This window comes from Streptomyces sp. NPDC059567, from assembly GCF_042735655.1.
Taxonomy (GTDB): Bacteria; Actinomycetota; Actinomycetes; order Streptomycetales; family Streptomycetaceae; genus Streptomyces.
Genome location: NZ_JBHWBS010000075.1, coordinates 18,818 through 38,852, shown reverse-complemented (window position 1 = coordinate 38,852; position 20,035 = coordinate 18,818). Strand labels below are relative to the sequence as shown.

The following is a 20,035-nucleotide window of genomic DNA, read 5'->3' as shown; positions in this document are numbered from 1 at the left end:
CGCGGCGGGCCGCCCTATTTCCTGTGGCGTCCAGGGGCGCGGACCCCTTTGCCGTGGCGCCTAGGGGTTCGGCCCTCCCCCGCGGCGCCTAGGGGTCGCCCCCTTCCCGGCGGTTTCCACGGGTTCGGGCCCCACTCCCGTGGCGACTAGGGGTTCGGCCGCTTCCCCGTGGCGTCCGCGAGTTCGGGCGCCCACTCCCGTGGCGACTAGGGGTTCGGGCCCGTTGCCACCGGGCGGGTGGGGTCGTTCGACCACTCCGACCAGGAGCCGGCGTAGAGGGCCGCCGGGGTGCCGGCGATCGCCAGGGCCAGCACCTCGTGCGCGCCCGAGACGCCGGAGCCGCAGTAGACGCCCACGGCTTCGCCGCCGCCCTCGTCCCCCGCGCCGAGCTTCGTGAAGCGCGCCGCCAGGGCCTCCGCGGACAGGAATCGGCCCTCCGCGTCCACGTTCTCCGTCGTCGGGGCCGACACGGCGCCCGGGATGTGGCCGCCGACCGGGTCGATCGGCTCCACGTCGCCCCGGTAGCGCTCCGCCGCCCGTGCGTCGAGGAGCAGGCCGGAGCGGGCCAGCGCCGCCGCCCCGTCCGCGTCCAGCAGACCGACGGCACCCGGCTCCGGCGCGAAGTCGCCCGGCTCCGGGGCGGGTGTCTCCTTCGACAGCCCGTGACCCGCCGCCGTCCACGCCGCGAGCCCGCCGTCCAGGACCCGCACGCGCGCGTGCCCCGTCCAGCGCAGCAGCCACCAGGCGCGCGCCGCGCCCCAGCCGAGCCAGTCGTCGTAGACGACGACCGGAGTGTCGGCCGAGACGCCCGCCCGGCGCATCGCCGCCCCGAACGCCGCCAGGTCCGGCAGCGGGTGCCGCCCGCCGCTCCCGGGCGGACCTGCCAGCTCCACGTCCAGGTCCACGAAGACGGCGCCGGGGATGTGCCCGGCCTCGTACGCGGGCAGCCCGGGCGGGCCGCCGAGCTGCCAGCGGACGTCCAGCAGTACCGGGGGCCTGGCCCCGGCCGACTCGCTCACGAGTTCGCTTGCGGTGATGATGGGCTTCATGGGTGCCATCCTCGCGCAGCACGCCCTGCCTCGGACCGCGCCGTAGCTCCGGAAACGGCGGCACGGCATCACAGGACCCCGCGAGGACCCCGGCCCGGCGATCCAGGCATCCTCACGCGGGATCGCGCCAAAGAACGGCGCGGCCCTGGCGCGCTGCACGCCCGGTGGTGCGAGCATCTGCACGGAGGCGCGCGACCCGGCGCGCGTACGGCGGGTCGACGGCGGGCAGTAATCCGCTGCGGTACCCGGGGCCCGGCTCCCACCGCCCGTACGCGCTCGTGCGCACGGCTTGTCCCCCCGTACGGCCACGACGATGGTCCGAGGAGAGAGTGACGATGACCGAGGCGACTCGGCGCACACCCGGTACACCCTGTTGGGTGAGCCTGATGGTGCACGGGCTTGACGCGACACAGGAGTTCTACGGCGCGCTCTTCGGCTGGGAGTTCGTTCCCGGCCCGCAGCAGCTCGGCCCCTACGTCCGCGCGCTGCTCGACGGCAGGGAAGTGGCGGGTATCGGCCAGCTGCCGCCCGACCGGCATCTGGCGGTCGCCTGGACGACGTACCTGGCCACGGACGACGCCGACGAGACGGCGGAGACCATCCGCTGCTGCGGAGGAACGGTCGCCGTCGGCCCGCTCGACGCGGGCGATGCCGGACGGATGGCGATCTGCTCGGACCCGACCGGCGCGGTCTTCGGCGTCTGGCAGGCCGGCGCGCACCTCGGCACGGCGGTGGCCGGCACGCCGGGCACCCCGGTGTGGAACGAGCTGCTGACGTACGAGACCTCTGCGGTCGGCAAGTTCTACCGGACGGTGTTCGGGTACGAGGTCGAGCCCGTCGTCTCCGCCGACCTCGACTATCTGACCCTCCACCTGGAGGGCCGTCCGGTGGCCTCGCTGCACGGCGTCGGTACAGCGCTCCCGCGCGACCGGGGCGCGCACTGGATGACGTACTTCGAGGTCGCCGACACGGACGCGGCCGCCCGCCTGGTCACCGAGCTGGGCGGGCAGGTCCTGCGGCCGCCCAGGGAGGGCACGACGGGCCGGCTCGCGCTGGTCACCGACCCGGAGGGTGCGGTCTTCACCATCGTCCGCTCGGCGGGTAGCTGAGAGACACCCGGCCGCCGCGCCCTTCGAGTCAGCCCCGGCCGCCGCCACCTTCGGTCAGCTCCGGCCGCTGCGGCCTTCGGAGCACAGGCGGCCGCCGCCTCCGAGTCAGCTCCGGCCGCTGCGGACCAGGCGCCGGCGGAGCCGGGACGCGCCCCGTCGCCCGTCGCCGCCGGGCAGTCCGAGTTCGGTCAGCCGCTCCCGCAGGAAGTACCGCTCCGCGCCGCCTTCGCCCTGGAGCGCCCTGAGGAACTCTGCCGTCTCGGGTCGCAGCAGCGGGTGGAGTCTCGGCTGCATGCAGTAGCCCACGGCCCGTACGAGGGGGGTCAGGGTCGCCGGCGCGGCGCCGGGCACCGCGGGGCCCTCTCCCGACTCCAGGTCCGGCACGACGTGGTCCACGACGGTGAGCGGCACCCGGTTGCTGTTCTCGTACGGCCTGAGCCGCTCCAGGACCGTGTCGGTGCCCACCCGGGCGATGGGGACGTCGTAGTAGACGGAGGCGGTGAGCATCGCGGTGGAGAAGCAGCCGACGACGAGCCGCGGGCGGCAGCGCTCGTAGAAGGTCTCGGCGAGCAGCGGACCGTCCAGGACGGTGAGGCGTACGCCGGACGCCTCGGCCGCCTCGTGCAGGGCCGTCGAGTAGCGGGCGGGTGCGGTCGGATGCGGCTTGAAGACCACCGACGTGTGGCCGGCCGCGGCGGCTCCGCGCAACATCCGGACGTGCAGTTCCTCCTCCTCGTCGGCGGTGAGGATGCCGAGGGCGGCGAGGTACTGGCCGAGGAGGAGGGCGGTGGGCTCGGCCGCGGCCGCCTCGGCCAGCTGCCTGTCGTCCCCCGCCGCCTCGGCGATCTCCGTGAGCACCGCGCGGAAGGCCGTGTCGGGTACCAGCTCGGGCTCGACGTCGTACTCGGCGAGGAGCAGCGGGCGCAGACCGGGCACGAGGTCGAGGTGGAGCAGGCGCCGGATGCGGCAGGCGATCGACTGGGGCAGCTCGTCGCGCGTCGGCCCGTAGCTCATCAGGCCGTCCGCGTACACCTCGACGGTGCTCTCGGCGAAGACCGCGGCGAGCGCCTTGGCGGGGTTGACCTGGATGGACTCGACGATCAGCTCGACCGGGGCGGTACCGAGACCCCAGGCCGTCCGGAACACCCGCTGCCACAGCGGGGCTTCCTCCGGGCGGGGCGACCAGGAGCTGGGGTGGTGCGGGTGGATGGCCTCGTTCCAGTCGATCGCCTCGTCGAACCGGGTGGCGATCCGGTCGTAGCCGGTCATCGCGTCGAGGCGCAGCGCCGTCTCCGGGATCTCGGCGTTGTTCGACACGAGGAGGATCCGTCGAACGCCCTCGCGGGCGCCGAACCGGCCCGCGTCGAGCGCCGCCGCGAGCGTGGCCGCGCCGTAGAGAGTGGACACCTGGAAGATCTGGGTACGCGGGTTCGCGGTCATGGGTCAGGCGGTCCTTCCGGTGGCGCGCAGGCTGGTGAGCAGGGTGCTGCGCGCGGTGTCCATCGTGGCCAGCGTCTCGTCGAGCACCTGCTGCGGCATGCGGCGCAGGGCGTCGGTGACGTTCTGCCTGAGCCGCTTGGTCACGGCGGGTTCGTACTGGTCGGCCTTGCCCATGTGGAAGGCGATCATGGCGCAGTAGGTGCGTACCGCCTTCGGCAGAAAGCGATCGGCCTCGGGGTCCTTCGACACTTCTTCGAGAAGGAGGTCGTACGAAGGAATGAAGTCCAGTTGCCGGTTGTCGGTGATCTGCGTGAGAGAGGTCGTGACACCGCGTCGGTAGAAGACTCCGTGCAGGCTGAGAGCCGCATAAGTGGTGGCTTTCAGATGGAGGCGCCAGATCCAGAGCCGGTCCTCTGCGGTGCGCAGTTTCGTCTCGAATCGCGACGCGCCGTTCTCGAATAGACGGCTGCTGTAGATACCGAACGGGACGAAGGGATAGTCCACCATCGTCACCATCTTGGCCGGTGCGATTCCGTCGCGCGGATTCATCACGGTGTCGCGGAGTCCGGCGGGCGCGTAGCGGATGCTGCGCGAGCTTCCGGTCGACTGCACATGGTCGGTACGGGCGAAGTCGCAGCCGAGCGACTCGATGCCGCGGACCATGGCGCGCAGGTGGCCGGGGGCGTACCAGTCGTCGCCGTCGAGGAAGGTGATGTAGTCCCCGTTCGCCGCGTCCAGGCCGGTGTTGCGCGCCTGTGCGACACCGAGATTGGTCTCGTGGCGGATGATTGTGGCGTTGGGGACGCGGCTCTCCCAGCGATCCAGCACGTACGGTGTCTCGTCCGTGGAGCAGTCGTCGATCAGCAGGAACTCGAAGTCCGGGTCCGCGTTGTTCGCGAGGCTGCGCATGGTGTCGGGGGCATAGATCCCGACATTGTGGAGAGGCACGATGACGGACAGTTTCGGCACACGGATTCCCAACACTCAAACAGACGATCAATCAGTCGATCGCGCGAGCGATCCAGTCATGACGCTTGGCCGGACAAACGCCCGGCCAGGCGGGCAGCGTATCCATCGTCATTTCCCGTCGGACGATCCCGGCGTGCACTCCAGGTGAACTCTTGTCGTCCTGCGAAGAAACCGGCTCCGGAATCCGAGCGCCAGCAGGACGAGAAGTGAGAGTGCGGCGATGGCACCGCCGACGCGCAGACCGGGGGGCCGGAACGAGCAACTGACCGTGGTCGCCTCGCCGTCGAGCGGAACGGCCAGGAGGCCCAGATAGCGCTTGGCGGGGGTCGGCCGCGCGTCACCCGCGGCGCAGCTCCAGCCGGAGATCCGCGGCACGGCGATGACGGCGGTTCCGGTGCTGCCGGCCGGGAGTTCGGCCGAGAGGCCGTGCCCGGAGACGTGCACGGCGGTGGCTCCGGTCGCGGTCGACTGCCGTACGGCCGTGTCCAGTCGCTCCTGGACGAGGCAGCCGACGGGCTGCCGGGGCAGCTTCAGGGCTCCCCGGTCACTGCGCAGTTCGATCCGTACGGCGCCGGATTCCGGGACGGTGCCGAGCGGCTGCATGGGGCCGAGGACGGACGGCAGCTTGCCGGCGAAGGACACGGGCCGCTGTCCGTTCAGGGTGGCGGCGCCCTGGAGCTGGGGCGCCCAGAACCAGACGCGTGCGTTCGCGGGGCAGGTGGCGGTCAGCGTGGCGGTGCCCTTCGGCCCGTCCGTACGCCGGACCTGGGCCGGCGTGTCGTACACCTTCGAGCCGAGCAGCAGTTCCTGGTTGCCGAAGGCGGAGTCGCCGAAGCGGGCCCCTGGGGCGGGCAGCCGGACGTCCCGTCGGACGGTGACGAGCGGAGGGACGGGCATGTCGGTGGTGGTGATGACGGCCTCGGGCAGTTCGTCCGTCCGCAGGGGCGCGGTGGGCTCGGAGCGCATCCGGGTGCCGATCGAGAAGATCGCGTCGGTCACCGGGTTGTCCAGGCTGACCGGGTGCCGCCCCTTGGCGTAGTAGCCGAAGCCGAGGGAGGAGAGCGTGCGGGAGTAGACGTCCGAGCTCAGGCTGGAGTAGTACTCGCCGCCCTGCCCGCCGACCAGCAGGGGGTCGTTTCCGCCGGGCACCTCGCCGGGGTCCGTACGGTGGCGGGGCCAGGCGTCCTTCGCGGCGACGGCGCGGGCCATGTCCTCCTGCCAGGGCCCGACCCGGGGGGACCAGTGGACCTGGGCGAGCTGCTGCTCGGCGATCCTGCCGCCGGTGATCGCGGTCTCACCGATCTGCGTCAGGACGAGGAGGGCGACGGCCGCGGCGGGCAGGACCCGGGAGCCGGCCGCGTACCGCCGCGCGAGGACGACGACAGCGGCGGCGAGCACGGCGAGGACCAGCGCGGCGGCGAAGGCGGGGTAGGTCCAGCGGTCGACGACGACGCTGTCCCGGACCGCGAACGCCATGGCCGCGAGCAGCGCCGTCGCGCCGAGGAGGGCGGGGGTCCGGGGCAGCCCCTGAGCGGTGGACAGCCAGCCCGCGATCACCAACAGACCGCAGAGCACGAAGGCCTGACGGTACGGAATGCCGTTGGGCGAGGCGCCTGCGTGCCAGAGCAGGTGGGTGGGCTCCCACTGCATCGAGAGCGTCACCAGGCAGATCGCGGACACCCAGGCGATCCGGACACGGGGAGCCACGGCGCTGTTGAACGGCAGGGTGAGGGCGAGTGCGAGCGCCGGGGTGCCGATGAACAGGGCGGGGCTCGCGACACCCGCCGTGGCCGGGAGCAGCCGGGCGAACACGTCCGCCCAGTCGACGGCGACGAACGTCACCACGGGGGTGGGGTCCGCGACACGGGTGGCCAGGAAGATCACCAGGACGACCGGCGCCGCGAGACCGACGCCCAGGAGCACCGCCCGGGCGGAGCGCAGCAGCCCGGCGAGGATCCTGCGTGCCGTACGTCCCGATTCCTCGGCCGTGAGCAGCCGGACGACGAGGACGACGGCCGCGCCGACGGCCGCCATGTACGCGGTGTAGAAGTTGGCGAACCAGGCCAGTGCCACGATCAGCGGGCCGAGCACGGGGCGGCGCCCGGCCCTGGCCCACTCCCCCACCAGGCACAGCAGCGGGAAGGCGAGCAGTCCGTCGAGCCACATCGGGACGGTGGCTCCGTGGTTCAGGGCCCAGCCGCACAGCGCGTACGCCGTTCCCAGGACGGCGGCCATCGGCCAGGGGCCGCGGCGCAGCGTCAGGAGCAGCACCGCCATCGCCCCGCCGGCGGCGGTGATCTTGGCCGTGGTGATGACGTAGAGGGCGAGCTCCATCCGGTCGGCCGGGAACAGCACGACCATCAGGTCGAAGGGGCTGCTCAGATACGTGCCGAAGTCGCCGAGGAAGTTCGTCCCGAAGCCCGCGCTCCAGTTCAGGAAGAGATCACCGTCGGTGTCGCCGAGCAGGAGTCGCCGCCAGTAGGCGTGGTACGGCAGGTACTGCTGGCCGAGGTCGACGGTGTTGCGGGTCGTGGACCCGAAGGGATGGGCGCCGGCCATCAGCCCGCCGAGACAGAAGCCGAGACAGGTCAGCAGGGCGGCTGCGGCGGCCGCCCGCGCTCGGAGGCTGCGCCGGCCTCTGCGGATCAGCCGCGCCGGACGGGACCGGCCTTTGCCTGCGTCCGTCCCACCGGGCCGAGTGCCCTCGGTCCGCGCGCCCTCGCCCTGGTCGGGCACGGTCTCGGCAGCTGGGGGCACACGTCCTCCGGGATGTTTCGTGCGGCGCGCGGATGCGGGAGGGCCCGGTGCTCACGTCGGTGAGGCTTCCCGTCACGGGCCGAGGCCCATTACCGCCGAGCCGGGCGTCCCGCATCCGATCAGCAGTGGATCTCCGGGCACACCGCAGGTGAACACGGGGTGCCGTCGACCAGGAGCCGACCGCTTGGGGCCCTCGGCCAGAAGCCCGGCCGGCCCGAAGTACCCCGCACACGCAATAGCCACCGTTTGCTTTTATCCCGCGTCTGCAACTATTGTCGAAGCACGCAAAACCCCCCTGCAATCGTTTTGGAAGGTGCTTCGCCATGCCTCTCGCGCTCCTGGCCCTGGCCATCGGGGCCTTCGGGATCGGCACCACCGAGTTCGTGATCATGGGCGTGCTGCCCCAGGTCGCCGGCGACTTCGGTGTCACGATCCCCACCGCCGGCTGGCTGGTGACCGGCTATGCCCTCGGCGTCGTCTTCGGAGCCCCGCTCCTGACCGTGCTCGGCACCAAGGTGTCGCGCAAGAAGATGCTCCTCTTCCTGATGGGCCTCTTCGTCGTCGGCAACCTGCTGTCCGCCTTCGCCCCGTCGTTCGGCGTGATGCTGATCGGCCGGATCGTGGCCTCGCTCGCCCACGGCGCGTTCTTCGGCATCGGCTCGGTGGTGGCGGCCGGTCTGGTCGCCCCGGAGAAGAAGGCGTCGGCGATCTCTCTGATGTTCATGGGGCTGACCGTCGCCAACATCGTCGGCGTCCCGCTGGGCACCTACATCGGCCAGGCCGCGGGCTGGCGCGTCACCTTCACCCTCGTCGCCGCCCTCGGAGTGATCGGTCTCCTCGGCGTGGCCAAGCTGGTGCCGGAGACGGGCAGGGCCGAGGGCGCGAACGTGCGTACCGAGTTCGCCGCCTTCAAGAACGTCCAGGTCTGGCTCGCCATGGCGATGACCGTCCTCGGATACGGCGGGGTGTTCGCGGCCATCACCTACATCACCCCGATGATGACCGAGGTCACCGGCTACACCGAAGGCGCCGTGACCTGGCTGCTCGTCCTCTTCGGCATCGGCATGTTCCTCGGCAACCTCCTCGGGGGCAGGTTCGCCGACCGCGCCCTGATGCCGCTGCTCTTCACCACCCTGGGCGCCCTGTCCCTGGCCCTGCTCGTCTTCACGGCGACCGCGCACCACAAGGTGCTGGCCGCCATCACCCTCACGCTGATCGGCGCGCTCGGCTTCGCCACGGTGCCGCCGCTGCAGAAGTGGGTCCTCGACCAGGCCACCGCCGCCCCCACCCTGGCCTCGGCCGCCAACATCGGCGCCTTCAACCTCGGCAACGCGCTCGCCGCCTGGCTCGGTGGCGTCGTGATCTCCGCCGGCCTCGGCTACACCGCCCCGAACTGGGTCGGCGCACTCCTCTCGGCCACCGCCCTGCTGCTGGCCTTCCTGGCCGCGTTCCTCGACCGGCGCACCAAGGCCCGCTCCCGGGTCGTGGCCACGGGCGCGGCTCCGACGGCGGCACCGGCAGTCGTCACGACCGTCGGCCACTGACCCCCGTACCCCCGGCCCGTCATCACCTCATCACCACGAAGGAAGAACGCACCATGAGCACCACCACCCCCACCGCCGTCACCCCGCTGAGCACCCAGGACGCCGAGATCCTGCTCGACGCCGCCCGCCGCGCGGCCGAGGACGCCGGAGTGACCGTCAGCGTCACCGTCCTGGACGCGGGCGGCCACCTGCTGGCCTTCCGCCGGGACGACCGCGCCGTGCTCGTCTCCGGCGAGACCAGCACCCGCAAGGCGTACACCGCGCTGCAGTTGAACGCCCCCACCGCCGACCTCGTCGACCTGGTGAAGCCCGACGGCCCGTTCCACAGCCTCACCACGGCGCTGGACCGCCCGCTCCTCTTCATCGCCGGCGGACTCCCGGTCCACCGCGACGGTCGCCTCATCGGCGCCATCGGGGTCGGCGGCGGCGCCCCGGAGCAGGACCACGGCTTCGCCACCACGGCGCTCACGGCGCTCGCCTGAGACCGGCCGGGGCCTCACGGCACCGGGCCGAGCCGCCGGTGGCCTGCCCCCGCGGGGGCCTGAGCCGCCGGGGATCCGTCAGGCCGGTGTGACCGGCAGGACGTCCGGGGACAGGACCGCCGCCCGCGCCGTCGCCGCCGTCATACGGCGGCGGTGGTGGCGTCGCTTCCGCGCCCTCTGCGGCCTTCGGCTCGTGGTGCTCGGCCTTCGCCTCGATCACCTCGACCAGCGCCTCACGGCACTGGTTGGTGAACTCGGCCTCGCCGACGTCGGCCAGGTGCTCCACAGACATGGTCTCAAGCACAGCGAGCGCCTCGCAGACCTCCTTCTCGGTGAGGCCGACGTCGTCAGGGGCGAGCTCGCCCGGGTCGCGCACTTCGTCGTCCCAGCGCATCGAGGGCAGCAGCGTCACCGTATGGGCGAAGCAGTCCCAGGCGCTCCCTGCCCCGGAGCGCGAACTTCGCCACCGCCACCTGCTCGTTTCTTCCCAGGGCCTCCCACAGCAGGGGGTACGGCTTGGCCGCCACCGGGCCGTCAGCGCTGAGGTAGTAGGACGCCTCGCCGATATGCCGCGGATCGATGGAGTCCCACGGCACGAACGCGGCAATCTCGATCGCTTTCGCCCTCGTGCTGAGCGTGGTGCGTTTTGCAGGATCGGAAGGGGTGGGCTTCGCTGGATGTGTGGGCTGGTGAGCATGAGCGGTCGTCCGAGGCGAGAGACCAGAACATGTTCCATCTGTGGAAAGCGGGGATCACATGTTGGTTGAGTCGTTGACGGCCCTGGCACTGGCTGGTGGCACCGCCGTGGTCCAAGCGGCGGGTACTGATGCGTGGCACGGCCTGCGCAGACGGATGGCGGATCTCTTCGCCCACGGCGACGCCGCGCAGGCGGATGCTGAAATTGAGCGAATGGACCACACGGCCGAGGTCCTGAGCAGTGCCAATGACATCCGCAGCGAACGTCTGCGGCAGGAAGGAATGTGGCAGGGCCGCTTCGAAGCGCTGCTGGAGAGCCTCGATGCCCCCGGGCAGGAACGGGCGGCTGAGCAATTGCGCGAGATGCTGTCGTTCATCGCTGCTTCGACCGGTGATGCGGCCATCGGAACAGGGACGGCCACCGCCCGCGACGGCGGCAGCGCGGTCACTGGTATCAAGCGCGGGGGCGACACCCAGACCGGCCCCGCCACGGCGGTGAACACAGGAGACGCCGAAGCCGAGGGGACTGGCTCCAGCGCCGTCAGCGGCATCGTCAACGAATGACTACCCGCCGTCACGGCAACCGTTCGAGGCAAGCCAAGGAGCTGGCATGGTCCGATGGCCGGGCAGGCGCGACTCCAGCAAGGACACCGAAGATACGGTGGCAACGGCAGGCGGAGAGTCCGTGTCGGATCCCTGCGAAGCCCCGTCGGCTGCGGCACCCGGCGCCCGAGGCGCCGGGCAGGTTGTGATCAACAGCGGGAACGCGACTGCCAGCCACGGCGGGATCGCCGTCACCGGCATCTTCAGTCCCACCGTGCACGTTCCGCCCGAGGCCATGCGGCCTCCCGCCGAAGTGGACGCCCCCGCCGGGTTGAACAACCTGCCACACCAGCCGGGACAATTTGTGGGCCGCTCCCACGACCTCGACCGCCTCAACATCGCCCCGAACACTCCCAGTACGGCACTGGTGCAGGTCGTACACGGGCTGGGCGGGGTCGGCAAGAGCACCCTGGCCGCCCACTGGGCGGCCACCCGCTCCCACGGCTGTGCACCGGTGCGCTGGATCACCGCCGACAGCCCTGCGGGCGTCGAGCAGGGCCTGGCCAGCCTGGCTACCGCGCTGCAGCCCGCCCTGGCCACAGCCCTGCCAGCCGAGACACTCGCTGAGTGGGGGAAGCAATGGCTGGCCAGCCACACCGGCTGGCTGCTCATCCTCGACAACGTCAACGATCCCGCCGACATCGCCCCCCTGATCGCTCGCGCCCCCAATGGCCGGTTCCTGATCACCAGCCGCCTCGCCACCGCCTGGAGCGACGCCACCACCCTGCTACGCCTCGACGTCATGGACGAGGCCGAGTCCCTCGCCCTGCTCACCCGCATCACCACCGCCGCCGGCCCCCGTGATCTGACAGGGGCCTCCGAACTGTGCACCGAACTCGGTCACCTGCCCCTGGCGATCGACCAAGCAGCCGCGTACCTCGCCCAGAACCCGCTGGTCACGCCCAACGGCTATCTCCAGCTACTCATCCAGCACCCGGCAACGATGTACAGCCACGGCGGAGCCACCACCCCCAACGAACGCACTATCGCCCAGGTCTGGAACATCACTCTTGACCGCATCACCCACCTCCAGGCCCTGGCAGCTGACCTGTTGCGAGTCCTGGCCTGGTACGCACCCGAGAACATCCCCGTCACCCTGTTCGACTGCGGTCAAGACGACCCAGCTGCACGACAAACGGCACTCGGCCTGCTGACCGCCTACAACATGGTCACGGTCGATACCGCCACCGGCACGCTGGCCGTCCACAGGCTCGTGCAAGCCCTCGCCCGAACCCCGGACGCCAATGACCCCCACCGCGCCCCCGGCCACATCGCCCAGGCCCGCGAACAGGCCACTGCCAACCTGCGCGCCGCAGTACCCGGTGTCTGGTCCGACCTCGCCACCTGGCCCGCTTGGCGCACCCTGATTCCACACATCGACGCGTTCACCGGCCACGCCGCCCCCGACACCGACACCGACACCATCGCGCTCATCCTCGGCGTCGCTGGGCGCTTCCTCAGCGATCAGGGTCAGCCCGCCCGCGCCATCAGGTACCACCAACGCGCGCTTTCCGCCTTCGAACGTCTGGAGGGTGAACACAGCTCCAGCGTTCAGGCATCCCGCCACGCTCTCGCCGTCGCCTACGAGACGGCCGGAGACCTGGACACCGCCATCTCACTGTACGAACAGAACCTCAGAGACTCTGAACGGGTGCTGGGCACGGACCACCCCGACACCCTGACCTCCCGCAGTAGCCTTGCGAGCGCCTATGCGTCGGCGGGCAACCTGGAGCAGGCTATCCGCCTACACGAACAGAACCTCATCGACGAATTGCGAGTGCTGGGCGCAGAGCACCCGTACACCCTTACGGCCCGCAACAATCTCGGCCTTGCCTATCAGGAGGCGGGGGATCTGGCACACGCCATCCCCCTGCACGAGCAGACCCTCGCCGACCGGTCGCGAGTGCTGGGAGAAGACCACCCCGACACCCTGACCTCCCGCAACAACCTCGCCGGCGCCTATCAGGAGGCGGGGGATCTGGCACACGCCATCCCCCTGCACGAGCAGACCCTCGCCGACCGGTTGCGAGTGCTGGGAGAAGACCACCCCGACACCCTGGCCTCCCGCAACAACCTCGCCTCCGCCTACCGGGATGTGGGGGACCTAGGCAGCGCCATCCCCCTGTTCGAGCAGGCCCTGGCAGATCAATTGCGGGTGATGGGTGCAGACCACCCATACACCCTGACCTTCCGCAACAACCTCGCCTCCGCCTATCAGGAGGCGGGGGATCTGGCACACGCGATCCCCCTGTTGGAGCAGACCCTCGCCGACCGGTCGCGTGTGCTGGGAGAAGACCACCCCGGCACCCTGGCCGCCCGCGACAACCTCGCCCTCGCCCGCCAGCAGGGCGAGCCAAGAGTCGCATCACCCGCTCCTCAGCAGAGCAGGGAAGAACATGTCGGGGCAGCTGTAGAGCTTGTGGAAGAACGAACACACAGCCTGGGAGCAGACCATCCAGACACTCTGCAAGCCCAGGCCGAACTCGCCTACAAGAGAGGTACGGCCGGAGATCCGTCTGGCGCGGCAGCCACGCAGGAGACACTCTTGGAGGCCTGCCGGCGCGTACTAGGCCTGGATCACCCCGACACCCTGACCACGCTGGGTATCCTCGCCCACTGGCGTGAAGAAGCGGGAGATCACTCCGGCGCCGCAACAGCGTGGAAGGAACTGCTGGCGGCTCGCGTGCGGGTACTAGGGCCTGACCATCCCGACACAGTGCAGGCCTGGGACCAGCTGGCGTCGTCACTGGCCAAGGCGGGCGACCCAGACGGCGCCGCGGCCGCTATCGAAGAAGTGATCGCCGGGCGCATGCGCCTCCTGCGCCCGGACCACCCCGACGTCCTCTCCGCGCGAGGCCACCTCGCCTACTACCGAGGCGTGGCAGGTGACGTTGACGAGGCAGCGACCGCCTTCACACGACTGCTGGACGACTGCCTCCGCATCCTGGGACCCGACCATCCCAACACCCGCACCACCCGCGAGGGCGCCGCCTACTGGCAGGCCAGAGCCGACGAAGAAGCTCCCTGAACTCGAGTGCCAACCAGCACGGTCCCGTGCCCAGCCGACCCAACAGCGGCAAGGAACGCCATTGGCGTCGCCTGGTCAACCAACGATGCGCGCCTGGCCGGGCGACCAGGCATCAGTACCTGCAGGAGCCCCTGGGGTCTGACCCTGAGGCGATGCGGACCACAGCCGTGATCGCACAACCCGGGGCTGAGCATCGGACCGGCAGGGTTCAGAACCGTCGCTATCCGCTTCGACTAGCTCGTCGCCCGCTACCTCGCTGGCGCGGTGCCCATTGGAATGATCGGTGAGCGCCCACTGGTCCGGCGCGCATGGAGCCTGCGCAACAGGCAGCAATCAGGCGCGATTGACGGGGAGGACGTCTGGGGAGAGGGCAGCGGCGTGTGCAGTGGCTGAAGTCATGCGGCGACGATGATGGCGCCGGCACAGGACCTCATAGCCAACCTCTACAGGGCGGTTGACGTCGCCCACGACGACCTGTTCGCCCTCGACGACCATCTCTCCGTCGACGGTGCGGGCGTTGTGGGTGGCACGTGCGCCGCACCAGCACAGCGCCTCGACCTGGAGCTGCTCTATACGGTCCGCGAGTTCGATGAGGCGCTGCGAGCCCGGGAAGAGCTTCGTACGGAAGTCCGTCGTGATCCCGAAGGCGAAGACGTCCATGTCGAGGTCATCCACGATCCGGGCCAACTGGTCGATCTGCCCCGATGCCAGGAACTGGGCCTCGTCCACGATCACGTAGTCCGCTCTCCCGCCCTGAGACAGCTCACCGACCAGGTACGCGTAGAGGTCCATCGCGTCGGTCACTTCGACCGCCTCGGTGACCAGACCCAGGCGGGAAGAGAGCTTGCCCTCGCCGGCGCGGTCCTGGCGGGTGAAGATCACGCCCTGCAGGCCGCGGGCCGAGCGGTTGTGGGTGATTTGCAGCGCCAAGGTGCTCTTCCCGCAGTCCATGGTGCCTGAGAAAAAGACCAGTTCGGACATCAGGAGGAGGTGACCTTTCGGGTCGTCGGGCGCGCAGCCTCGGCGCATGGCGGATTCCCCGGCGAGAGGGTGCTCTTTCCGCAGTCCATCGTTCCGGAGAAGAACACCAGCTCGGGCATGGCAGGTCGAGGACCTTTCAGATCGTGGGGGAAGGGGTGGGCGGTGTGGTCAGGAACGGACTTCGAGGAGCGGCACCAGCTGCTCCTCGGGGGTCATCGATCCGTGCATGCCGACCATCGCCGACTCGTGGGGTTCGTTGACGGAGGCGGTGATGACGACATCGTCGTGGGCCGCCGCGACGACATCGCCGATCCGGCCGTACACGCGCTCGTCGACCTCGTCGCCGAACCAGCCGAGCGCGATGGCCTCGGCCCGGCTCGCCACCCAGAACTGCTCGCCGAGCACCTCGCGCCAGCACGTCAGCACATCGGCCTCGGCTCCCGGCACCGCGTAGACATGCCGGGCGCGGCCCTCGCCGCCGAGGAGGGCGACTCCGGCGCGCAGCTCCCAGTCCTCGTCGAAGTCGATCCGGTGCTGGTCGTCGAAGGGGACGTCCACCATGCCGTGGTCGGCCGTGACGTACAGGGCCGAGCGGGGCGGCAGCTGCTCGGCGAGGCGCTGGACGAGCCGGTCGACGAACATCAGCTGACCGCGCCAGGCGTCGGAGTCGATACCGAAGCGGTGTCCGGCCCCGTCGAGCTCGCTGTAGTACGTGTAGACCAGCGAGCGGTCGCCCCCGGCGAGCTGCTCGGCGGCGAAGTCCATCCGCTCCTCGCCGGAGAGCCGGCCGTGGAACGCTCCGCCGCTCAGCGCGATCTTGGTGAGCGGGGTGTCCTGGAAGATCGGCGAGGAGACCTGGGCGGTGTGGATCCCGGCCTCGTCGGCGAGCTGGAAGACGGTGGGGTACGGCTGCCAGACGCGCGGGGAGGTCCACGGCTTCCAGCGGAGCTGGTTCATGAGCTCGCCGGTCTCGGGGTTGCGGACGGTGTAGCCGGGCAGGCCGTGCGTGCCGGGGAACCGTCCCGTGCCGACCGAGGCGAGCGAGGTCGCGGTGGTGGCGGGGAAGCCCGCGGTGATGGGCCGTCCCGTGCCCCCGCGGGAGCCGCCGAGGAGCGAGGTGAGGTACGGGGCCTCGTCCGGGTGGGCCTTGATCTGCTCCCAGCCGAGCCCGTCGATCAGGAAGACGCAGTTCCGGTCGGCCGGGGTGAGTTCGGCGATCCGGGCGTCGCAGCCGGGCACGCCCTGCCCGGCGACGAGCGTCGGAAGGAGGTCGCCCAGCGAGCCGGTGCCGTACTCGGGCACGGGCGCCGTGGCGAGGTCGAGCGGAACGGGGTCGTCCGGCCAGCCGGAGGTGACGGCGGTGGGCTGGACCATCAGCGGGTCGCCGCGGTGGCTTCGGAGAGCGACTGGGCGAAGGCGAGGGTCTGGCGGACCGTGTCCGGGCCGTCGCCGGCGTCGCTGACGCGCAGGCTGAGGTCGTCGGCGGTGGCGTTGCCGGTATAGCCGTGGTCGGCGTCGCAGTTCGGGTCGCCGCAGGCGGCCGGCTCCAGGTCGATCCGCGAGACGGCGCCCCAGCCGATCGTGAGGACGACCTCACGGGGCAGGGTGCCGGGGGTGTAGGACTCCGGGTTGGCGACGACGCGGCTGACGACGACCGAGGAGATCCGGTCGAGCTTGACCGACTCGGTGGAGGTGGTGGCGTACGGCGTCGGAGAACTCGTGTCGGCGTTCTGCTCGTCGGTGTGGCTGACGATGAAGCGGTTGGCCGTCAGGACGAGGACCGTGACGTGGCGACGGACCTCGTTGGAGTCGAAGGTGGTCTCCTGGTGCACCAGGTACGACGCGATCGCCTCGCCACCGACGGCGGCCTCCACCGCCTCGGCCACGAGGGCCGGGTAGTAGCCGCTGCGCTCGATCGCCGCGCGCAGCCCCTGGGTCGTCGTACCGGTCTTCGCCATGGACTCCATCCTAATCCGTCGGAAGGGGCGCTCCGGGCCGCTCCGCGGCGGCCGCTCGGTGCGTCGCTCAGTAGCTGGGGAGGCGGCGCGGACCGAGGTCCGTGCGGGGCGGGGGCGGGGCGAGACGGACGATGGCGCCGAGCACGGAGAGGCCGTGCGCGGCGACGACGACGGGCTCCAGGGCGATCGCGACGACCTCGGGGTGGTCGTCGACGAGCCGGGAGACCCGCAGCAGCAGCTCCTCCAGGGCCGGGGTGTCGACGGGCGCGGAACCGCGCCAGCCGAACAGAAGCGGGGCGGTGCGGATGGACCGTACGAGCTCGGAGGCGTCCCGTTCGGTCGCCGGGACGAGCCGGTGGGACATGTCGCCGAGCAGCTCGGAGGCGGCTCCGGCGAGTCCGAAGGAGAGCACGGCGCCGACGGCCGGGTCGATGGCGGACCGCACGACGGTGTCCACGCCGCGCGGCACCATGGCCTGGACGACCGGCTGGAGCTCGGCGGGCTTGCCGAGGACCTCGGTCAATTCGGCGTACGCCGTCCGGAGTTGCTCCTCGGTGGCCAGATCGAGGCGTACCCCTCCGAGGTCGGGGCGGTGGCGCAGATGGGGGGCGGTCGTCTTCAGGGCGACGGGGTAGCCGAGGCGGGCGGCTGCCAGGACGGCGTCGTCGGGGGTGGGCGCGGGCAGGGTGGGCAGCACGGCGATGCCGTACCGGCCGAGGAGCTCGCCGGCCGCGTCGGCGTCGAGGGTCACGCCCCGGGCGTCCACGTCCCCGCCGAGCACGCGCTCGATCTGGGCTGCGGCCCCGACCTCGTCGATGTCCTCGAACTCGGGTACCCGCCCGGGCTCGGCGGCCTGCCGCCGCCACTCCCCGTACCGCACGGCCTCGGCCAACGCCCGCACGGCCCGCTCGGCGGCGGGATAGGCGGGGATGGCCCCGGGCCGCGGCGCATCGTCACCACCGGGGGCGTCGCCTTCACCGACGTCCCGCCCACCCACGGCGGGCGCCGCGGCGGCAGCCCTGGGCTGACCGGCGGAAGCGGACGGACCACCCACGGCGGGCGCCGACGCGGTGGTCCCGGACGGGCCTCCGGCGCCGGCAGGTGTGGGCGTTCCGGTGCCGGTCCGGCCGGCCGGAGCGCCGCCGTACCCGGGCGTGCTCGTCGGTACGGTGCCGGGCGCGGGCGGGCGCGTCGGTACGGTGCCGGGCGCCGGCGGGCGCGTCGGTACGGTGCCGGGCGCCGGCGGGCGGCCGGCGGGAGTGCCGTCGGTGGGCCCCGGCGTGGCGGTCGGAGGACGCTCCGGCACGTCGCTTCCCGCCGACGGCGTCGAGGCCGGCGCGGGTGCCCCGCGCGGGGTTCCCGCCGACGGCCCGTGCGCGGCGCCCGTCGGCAGCGGCCCCCCACCCGTCGGGGAGCCGGTGGCCCCCGCCGTGCCCCTGCGGGGGGTCGGTCGGGTGCTGGTCGCGACGGCGAGGGCTTCCGCGAGGCCGCCCATCTCCACGTGGACGACGACCACCGGCTTCGCCGGGTTCGGGGCCGAGGCGACCGCGTCGCGGAGCGAGGCCGCGAGGACCTCGCCGTCGCCCGACTCGACGGCGCCGTTCTCGCCGACCCACGGGATCGCCGTCACCACGACCGCGTCACACGCGTCGTCCACGAGCGCCGCCGCCAGCGCGTCGCGGAAGTCGGCCGGGGTCGCCGCCGTCGTCAGGTCGATCGGACGCTGCGGACGGAGTCCCTCCGTCAGACAGGCGTCGTACGTCAGCAGTCCGAGCGACTCGGAGTTGCCGAGGATCGCCACCCGGGGCCCGGTCGGCAACGGCTGGCCCGCGAGGAGCAGGCCCGCGTCGACGAGTTCGGTGACCGTGTCGACGCGGATGACCCCGGCCTGCCGGAGCAGCGCGGAGACGGTGGCGTGCCCGATGCGCGTGACCGGTACCCGGTGTCCCGGCGGCGCGCTCCCGCTGTGCCGGGCGCCCTTGACCACCACGACCGGTTTGACCGCCGCCGTCCGCCGGGCGAGCCGGGTGAACTTCCGGGGGTTCCCGATCGATTCCAGGTAGAGCAGGACGACGTCGGTCGCGGGGTCGTCGTACCAGTGCTGGAGGAAGTCGTTGCCCGAGACGTCCGCCCGATTGCCCGCGGAGATGAAGGAGGAGAGGCCCGCGCCCCGCCGGTGGAGTCCGGCGAGCAGCGCGATGCCGATCGCGCCGGACTGGGTGAAGAGCCCGATCCGCCCGGCGGCCGGCATCTGCGGCGCGAGCGAGGCGTTCAGCCGGACGTCGGCCGAGGTGTTGATGATGCCGAACGCGTTGGGTCCGATGATCCGCATCCCGTACGAGCGGGCCTGCCGCACCAGTTCACGCTGCCGCTCCCGCCCTTCCGGGCCGCTCTCCGCGTACCCCGCCGAGAGCACGACCAGGCCCTGCACCCCGTGCTCGCCGCAGTCGGCGACCGCCTCGGGCACCCGCTCGGCGGGCACGGCCACGATCGCCAGGTCGACCGGTTCGCCGACGTCCCCGACGGAGCGGAAGGCCGGCACCCCGTCGAGCGTGGCGGCCCCGTCCCCGAGGGCGCGGTTCACGGCGTACGTACGGCCGGTGAACCCGGAGTCCAGCAGGTTGCGCAGGACCGTCCGCCCCACCCCTCCCGGCGCGCGTCCGGCCCCGATGACGGCGACCGAGCCGGGGGTGAGGAGCCGCTGCACCGAGCGCGCCTCGGCCCGCTGCTCCCGGGCGCGCTGCACGGCCAGCGAGCGGTCGGTGGGCTCCAGGTCGAGGTGCAGCCGTACGGAGCCGTCCTCGAAGCTGCGCTTCTGGGTGTAGCCGGCGTCCGTGAAGACCTTGATCATCTTCGAGTTGGCGGGCAGCACCTCCGCCGCGAACCGTCGGATGTCCCGCTCCCGCGCCACCGCGGCGATGTGTTCGAGCAGCGCGGAGGCCACGCCCCGCCCCTGGTGCGCGTCCTGGACCAGGAACGCGACCTCGGCCTCGTCGGCGGGGGCGCTGGCCGGCAGCCCCTGGGCGTTGATGCGGTCGTACCGGACGGTGGCGATGAACTCCCCGCCGACGGTCGCCGCGAGACCGACCCTGTCCACGAAGTCGTGATGGGTGAATCGGTGCACGTCCTTGGCCGAGAGCCTCGGGTAGGGCGCGAAGAAGCGGTAGTACTTCGACTCGTCCGAGACCTGCTCGTAGAAGCTGACCAGCCGGTCGGCGTCGTCGACGGTAATGGGCCTGATGCGCGCGGTGCCGCCGTCACGGAGGACCACATCCGCTTCCCAGTGGTCGGGGTAGGCGTGTTCCGGTTGTTCCGGCTGTTCCGACGCGCTCTGCATGGGGCCAGCGTACGGCCGGGGTACGTCCGTGGCACCGGTCGCGCGGCGTCTGCGTGCCATGCAAGGTAGGGAGGACCGATCG

Annotated in this window: 15 protein-coding genes; 5 read left to right on the top strand and 10 right to left on the bottom strand. The window is 71.6% G+C overall.

The annotated features are described in order from the left end of the window. Window positions 1–206: 206 nt before the first annotated feature. Window positions 207–1,049: a sulfurtransferase gene (locus ACFVZW_RS27075; RefSeq protein ID WP_384526274.1), complete on the bottom strand. Its 843-nt coding sequence runs from the start codon at window positions 1,047–1,049 to the stop codon at window positions 207–209. 335 nt (window positions 1,050–1,384) lie between these two features. On the opposite strand from ACFVZW_RS27075, the gene ACFVZW_RS27070 reads away from it, so the two are divergent. Then, window positions 1,385–2,158 (top strand): VOC family protein, encoded by a 774-nt coding sequence (locus ACFVZW_RS27070; protein WP_384526271.1) that lies wholly within the window; start codon window positions 1,385–1,387, stop codon window positions 2,156–2,158. 105 nt (window positions 2,159–2,263) lie between these two features. Here ACFVZW_RS27070 and ACFVZW_RS27065 read toward each other — a convergent pair whose 3' ends face one another. The 3 genes from ACFVZW_RS27065 to ACFVZW_RS27055 all read right to left on the bottom strand — a co-directional run bounded on the left by ACFVZW_RS27065 (window position 2,264) and on the right by ACFVZW_RS27055 (window position 7,324). Beyond that, complete coding sequence (locus ACFVZW_RS27065; protein WP_384526268.1) at window positions 2,264–3,598, bottom strand: polysialyltransferase family glycosyltransferase; 1,335 nt, start codon at window positions 3,596–3,598, stop codon at window positions 2,264–2,266. Between the two features lie 3 nt (window positions 3,599–3,601). Beyond that, window positions 3,602–4,567: a glycosyltransferase family 2 protein gene (locus ACFVZW_RS27060; protein WP_384526265.1), complete on the bottom strand. Its 966-nt coding sequence runs from the start codon at window positions 4,565–4,567 to the stop codon at window positions 3,602–3,604. 108 nt (window positions 4,568–4,675) lie between these two features. After that, window positions 4,676–7,324, bottom strand: a complete 2,649-nt coding sequence (locus ACFVZW_RS27055) for a YfhO family protein (protein ID WP_384526262.1) — start codon at window positions 7,322–7,324, stop codon at window positions 4,676–4,678. 323 nt (window positions 7,325–7,647) lie between these two features. On the opposite strand from ACFVZW_RS27055, the gene ACFVZW_RS27050 reads away from it, so the two are divergent. Continuing rightward, entirely contained in the window at window positions 7,648–8,868 is a 1,221-nt protein-coding gene (locus ACFVZW_RS27050; RefSeq protein ID WP_384526259.1) for an MFS transporter, read from the top strand. Window positions 8,869–8,921: 53 nt separating this feature from the next. Beyond that, window positions 8,922–9,350, top strand: coding sequence for a heme-binding protein (locus ACFVZW_RS27045; protein ID WP_329114997.1), 429 nt, complete (start codon window positions 8,922–8,924; stop codon window positions 9,348–9,350). Here the strand turns inward: ACFVZW_RS27045 and ACFVZW_RS27040 are convergent. After that, the gene (locus ACFVZW_RS27040; protein WP_384526280.1) at window positions 9,334–9,762 is read right to left on the bottom strand and encodes a hypothetical protein; all 429 of its coding nucleotides are present in this window, start codon (window positions 9,760–9,762) and stop codon (window positions 9,334–9,336) included. The genes ACFVZW_RS27045 and ACFVZW_RS27040 overlap by 17 nt on opposite strands. Continuing rightward, complete coding sequence (locus tag ACFVZW_RS27035) at window positions 9,698–9,946, bottom strand: Ku protein (RefSeq protein ID WP_384526256.1); 249 nt, start codon at window positions 9,944–9,946, stop codon at window positions 9,698–9,700. The genes ACFVZW_RS27040 and ACFVZW_RS27035 overlap by 65 nt, the downstream gene beginning before the upstream one ends. 142 nt (window positions 9,947–10,088) lie before the next feature. Here ACFVZW_RS27035 and ACFVZW_RS27030 point away from each other — a divergent pair, with 142 nt between their 5' ends. Both ACFVZW_RS27030 and fxsT read left to right on the top strand, forming a co-directional pair. Further along, on the top strand, window positions 10,089–10,610 hold the full coding sequence (locus ACFVZW_RS27030) for a hypothetical protein (protein WP_384526253.1): 522 nt from the start codon (window positions 10,089–10,091) through the stop codon (window positions 10,608–10,610). Window positions 10,611–10,656: 46 nt separating this feature from the next. Beyond that, on the top strand, window positions 10,657–13,677 hold the full coding sequence (gene fxsT / locus ACFVZW_RS27025) for an FxSxx-COOH system tetratricopeptide repeat protein (protein ID WP_384526250.1): 3,021 nt from the start codon (window positions 10,657–10,659) through the stop codon (window positions 13,675–13,677). Window positions 13,678–14,010: 333 nt separating this feature from the next. Here fxsT and ACFVZW_RS27020 read toward each other — a convergent pair whose 3' ends face one another. The 4 genes from ACFVZW_RS27020 to ACFVZW_RS27005 form a co-directional block, all read right to left on the bottom strand. Further along, on the bottom strand, window positions 14,011–14,658 hold the full coding sequence (locus tag ACFVZW_RS27020; RefSeq protein WP_384526246.1) for a thymidine kinase: 648 nt from the start codon (window positions 14,656–14,658) through the stop codon (window positions 14,011–14,013). A 168-nt stretch (window positions 14,659–14,826) separates the two neighbouring features. After that, window positions 14,827–16,032 (bottom strand): alkaline phosphatase family protein, encoded by a 1,206-nt coding sequence (locus ACFVZW_RS27015; protein ID WP_384526243.1) that lies wholly within the window; start codon window positions 16,030–16,032, stop codon window positions 14,827–14,829. Further along, entirely contained in the window at window positions 16,032–16,616 is a 585-nt protein-coding gene (locus ACFVZW_RS27010; protein ID WP_329115009.1) for a DUF5998 family protein, read from the bottom strand. Before ACFVZW_RS27010 ends, ACFVZW_RS27015 begins: the two co-directional genes overlap by 1 nt. Window positions 16,617–16,683: 67 nt before the next feature. Then, window positions 16,684–19,953: a GNAT family N-acetyltransferase gene (locus ACFVZW_RS27005; protein WP_384526240.1), complete on the bottom strand. Its 3,270-nt coding sequence runs from the start codon at window positions 19,951–19,953 to the stop codon at window positions 16,684–16,686. Between the last annotated feature and the right edge of the window lie 82 nt (window positions 19,954–20,035).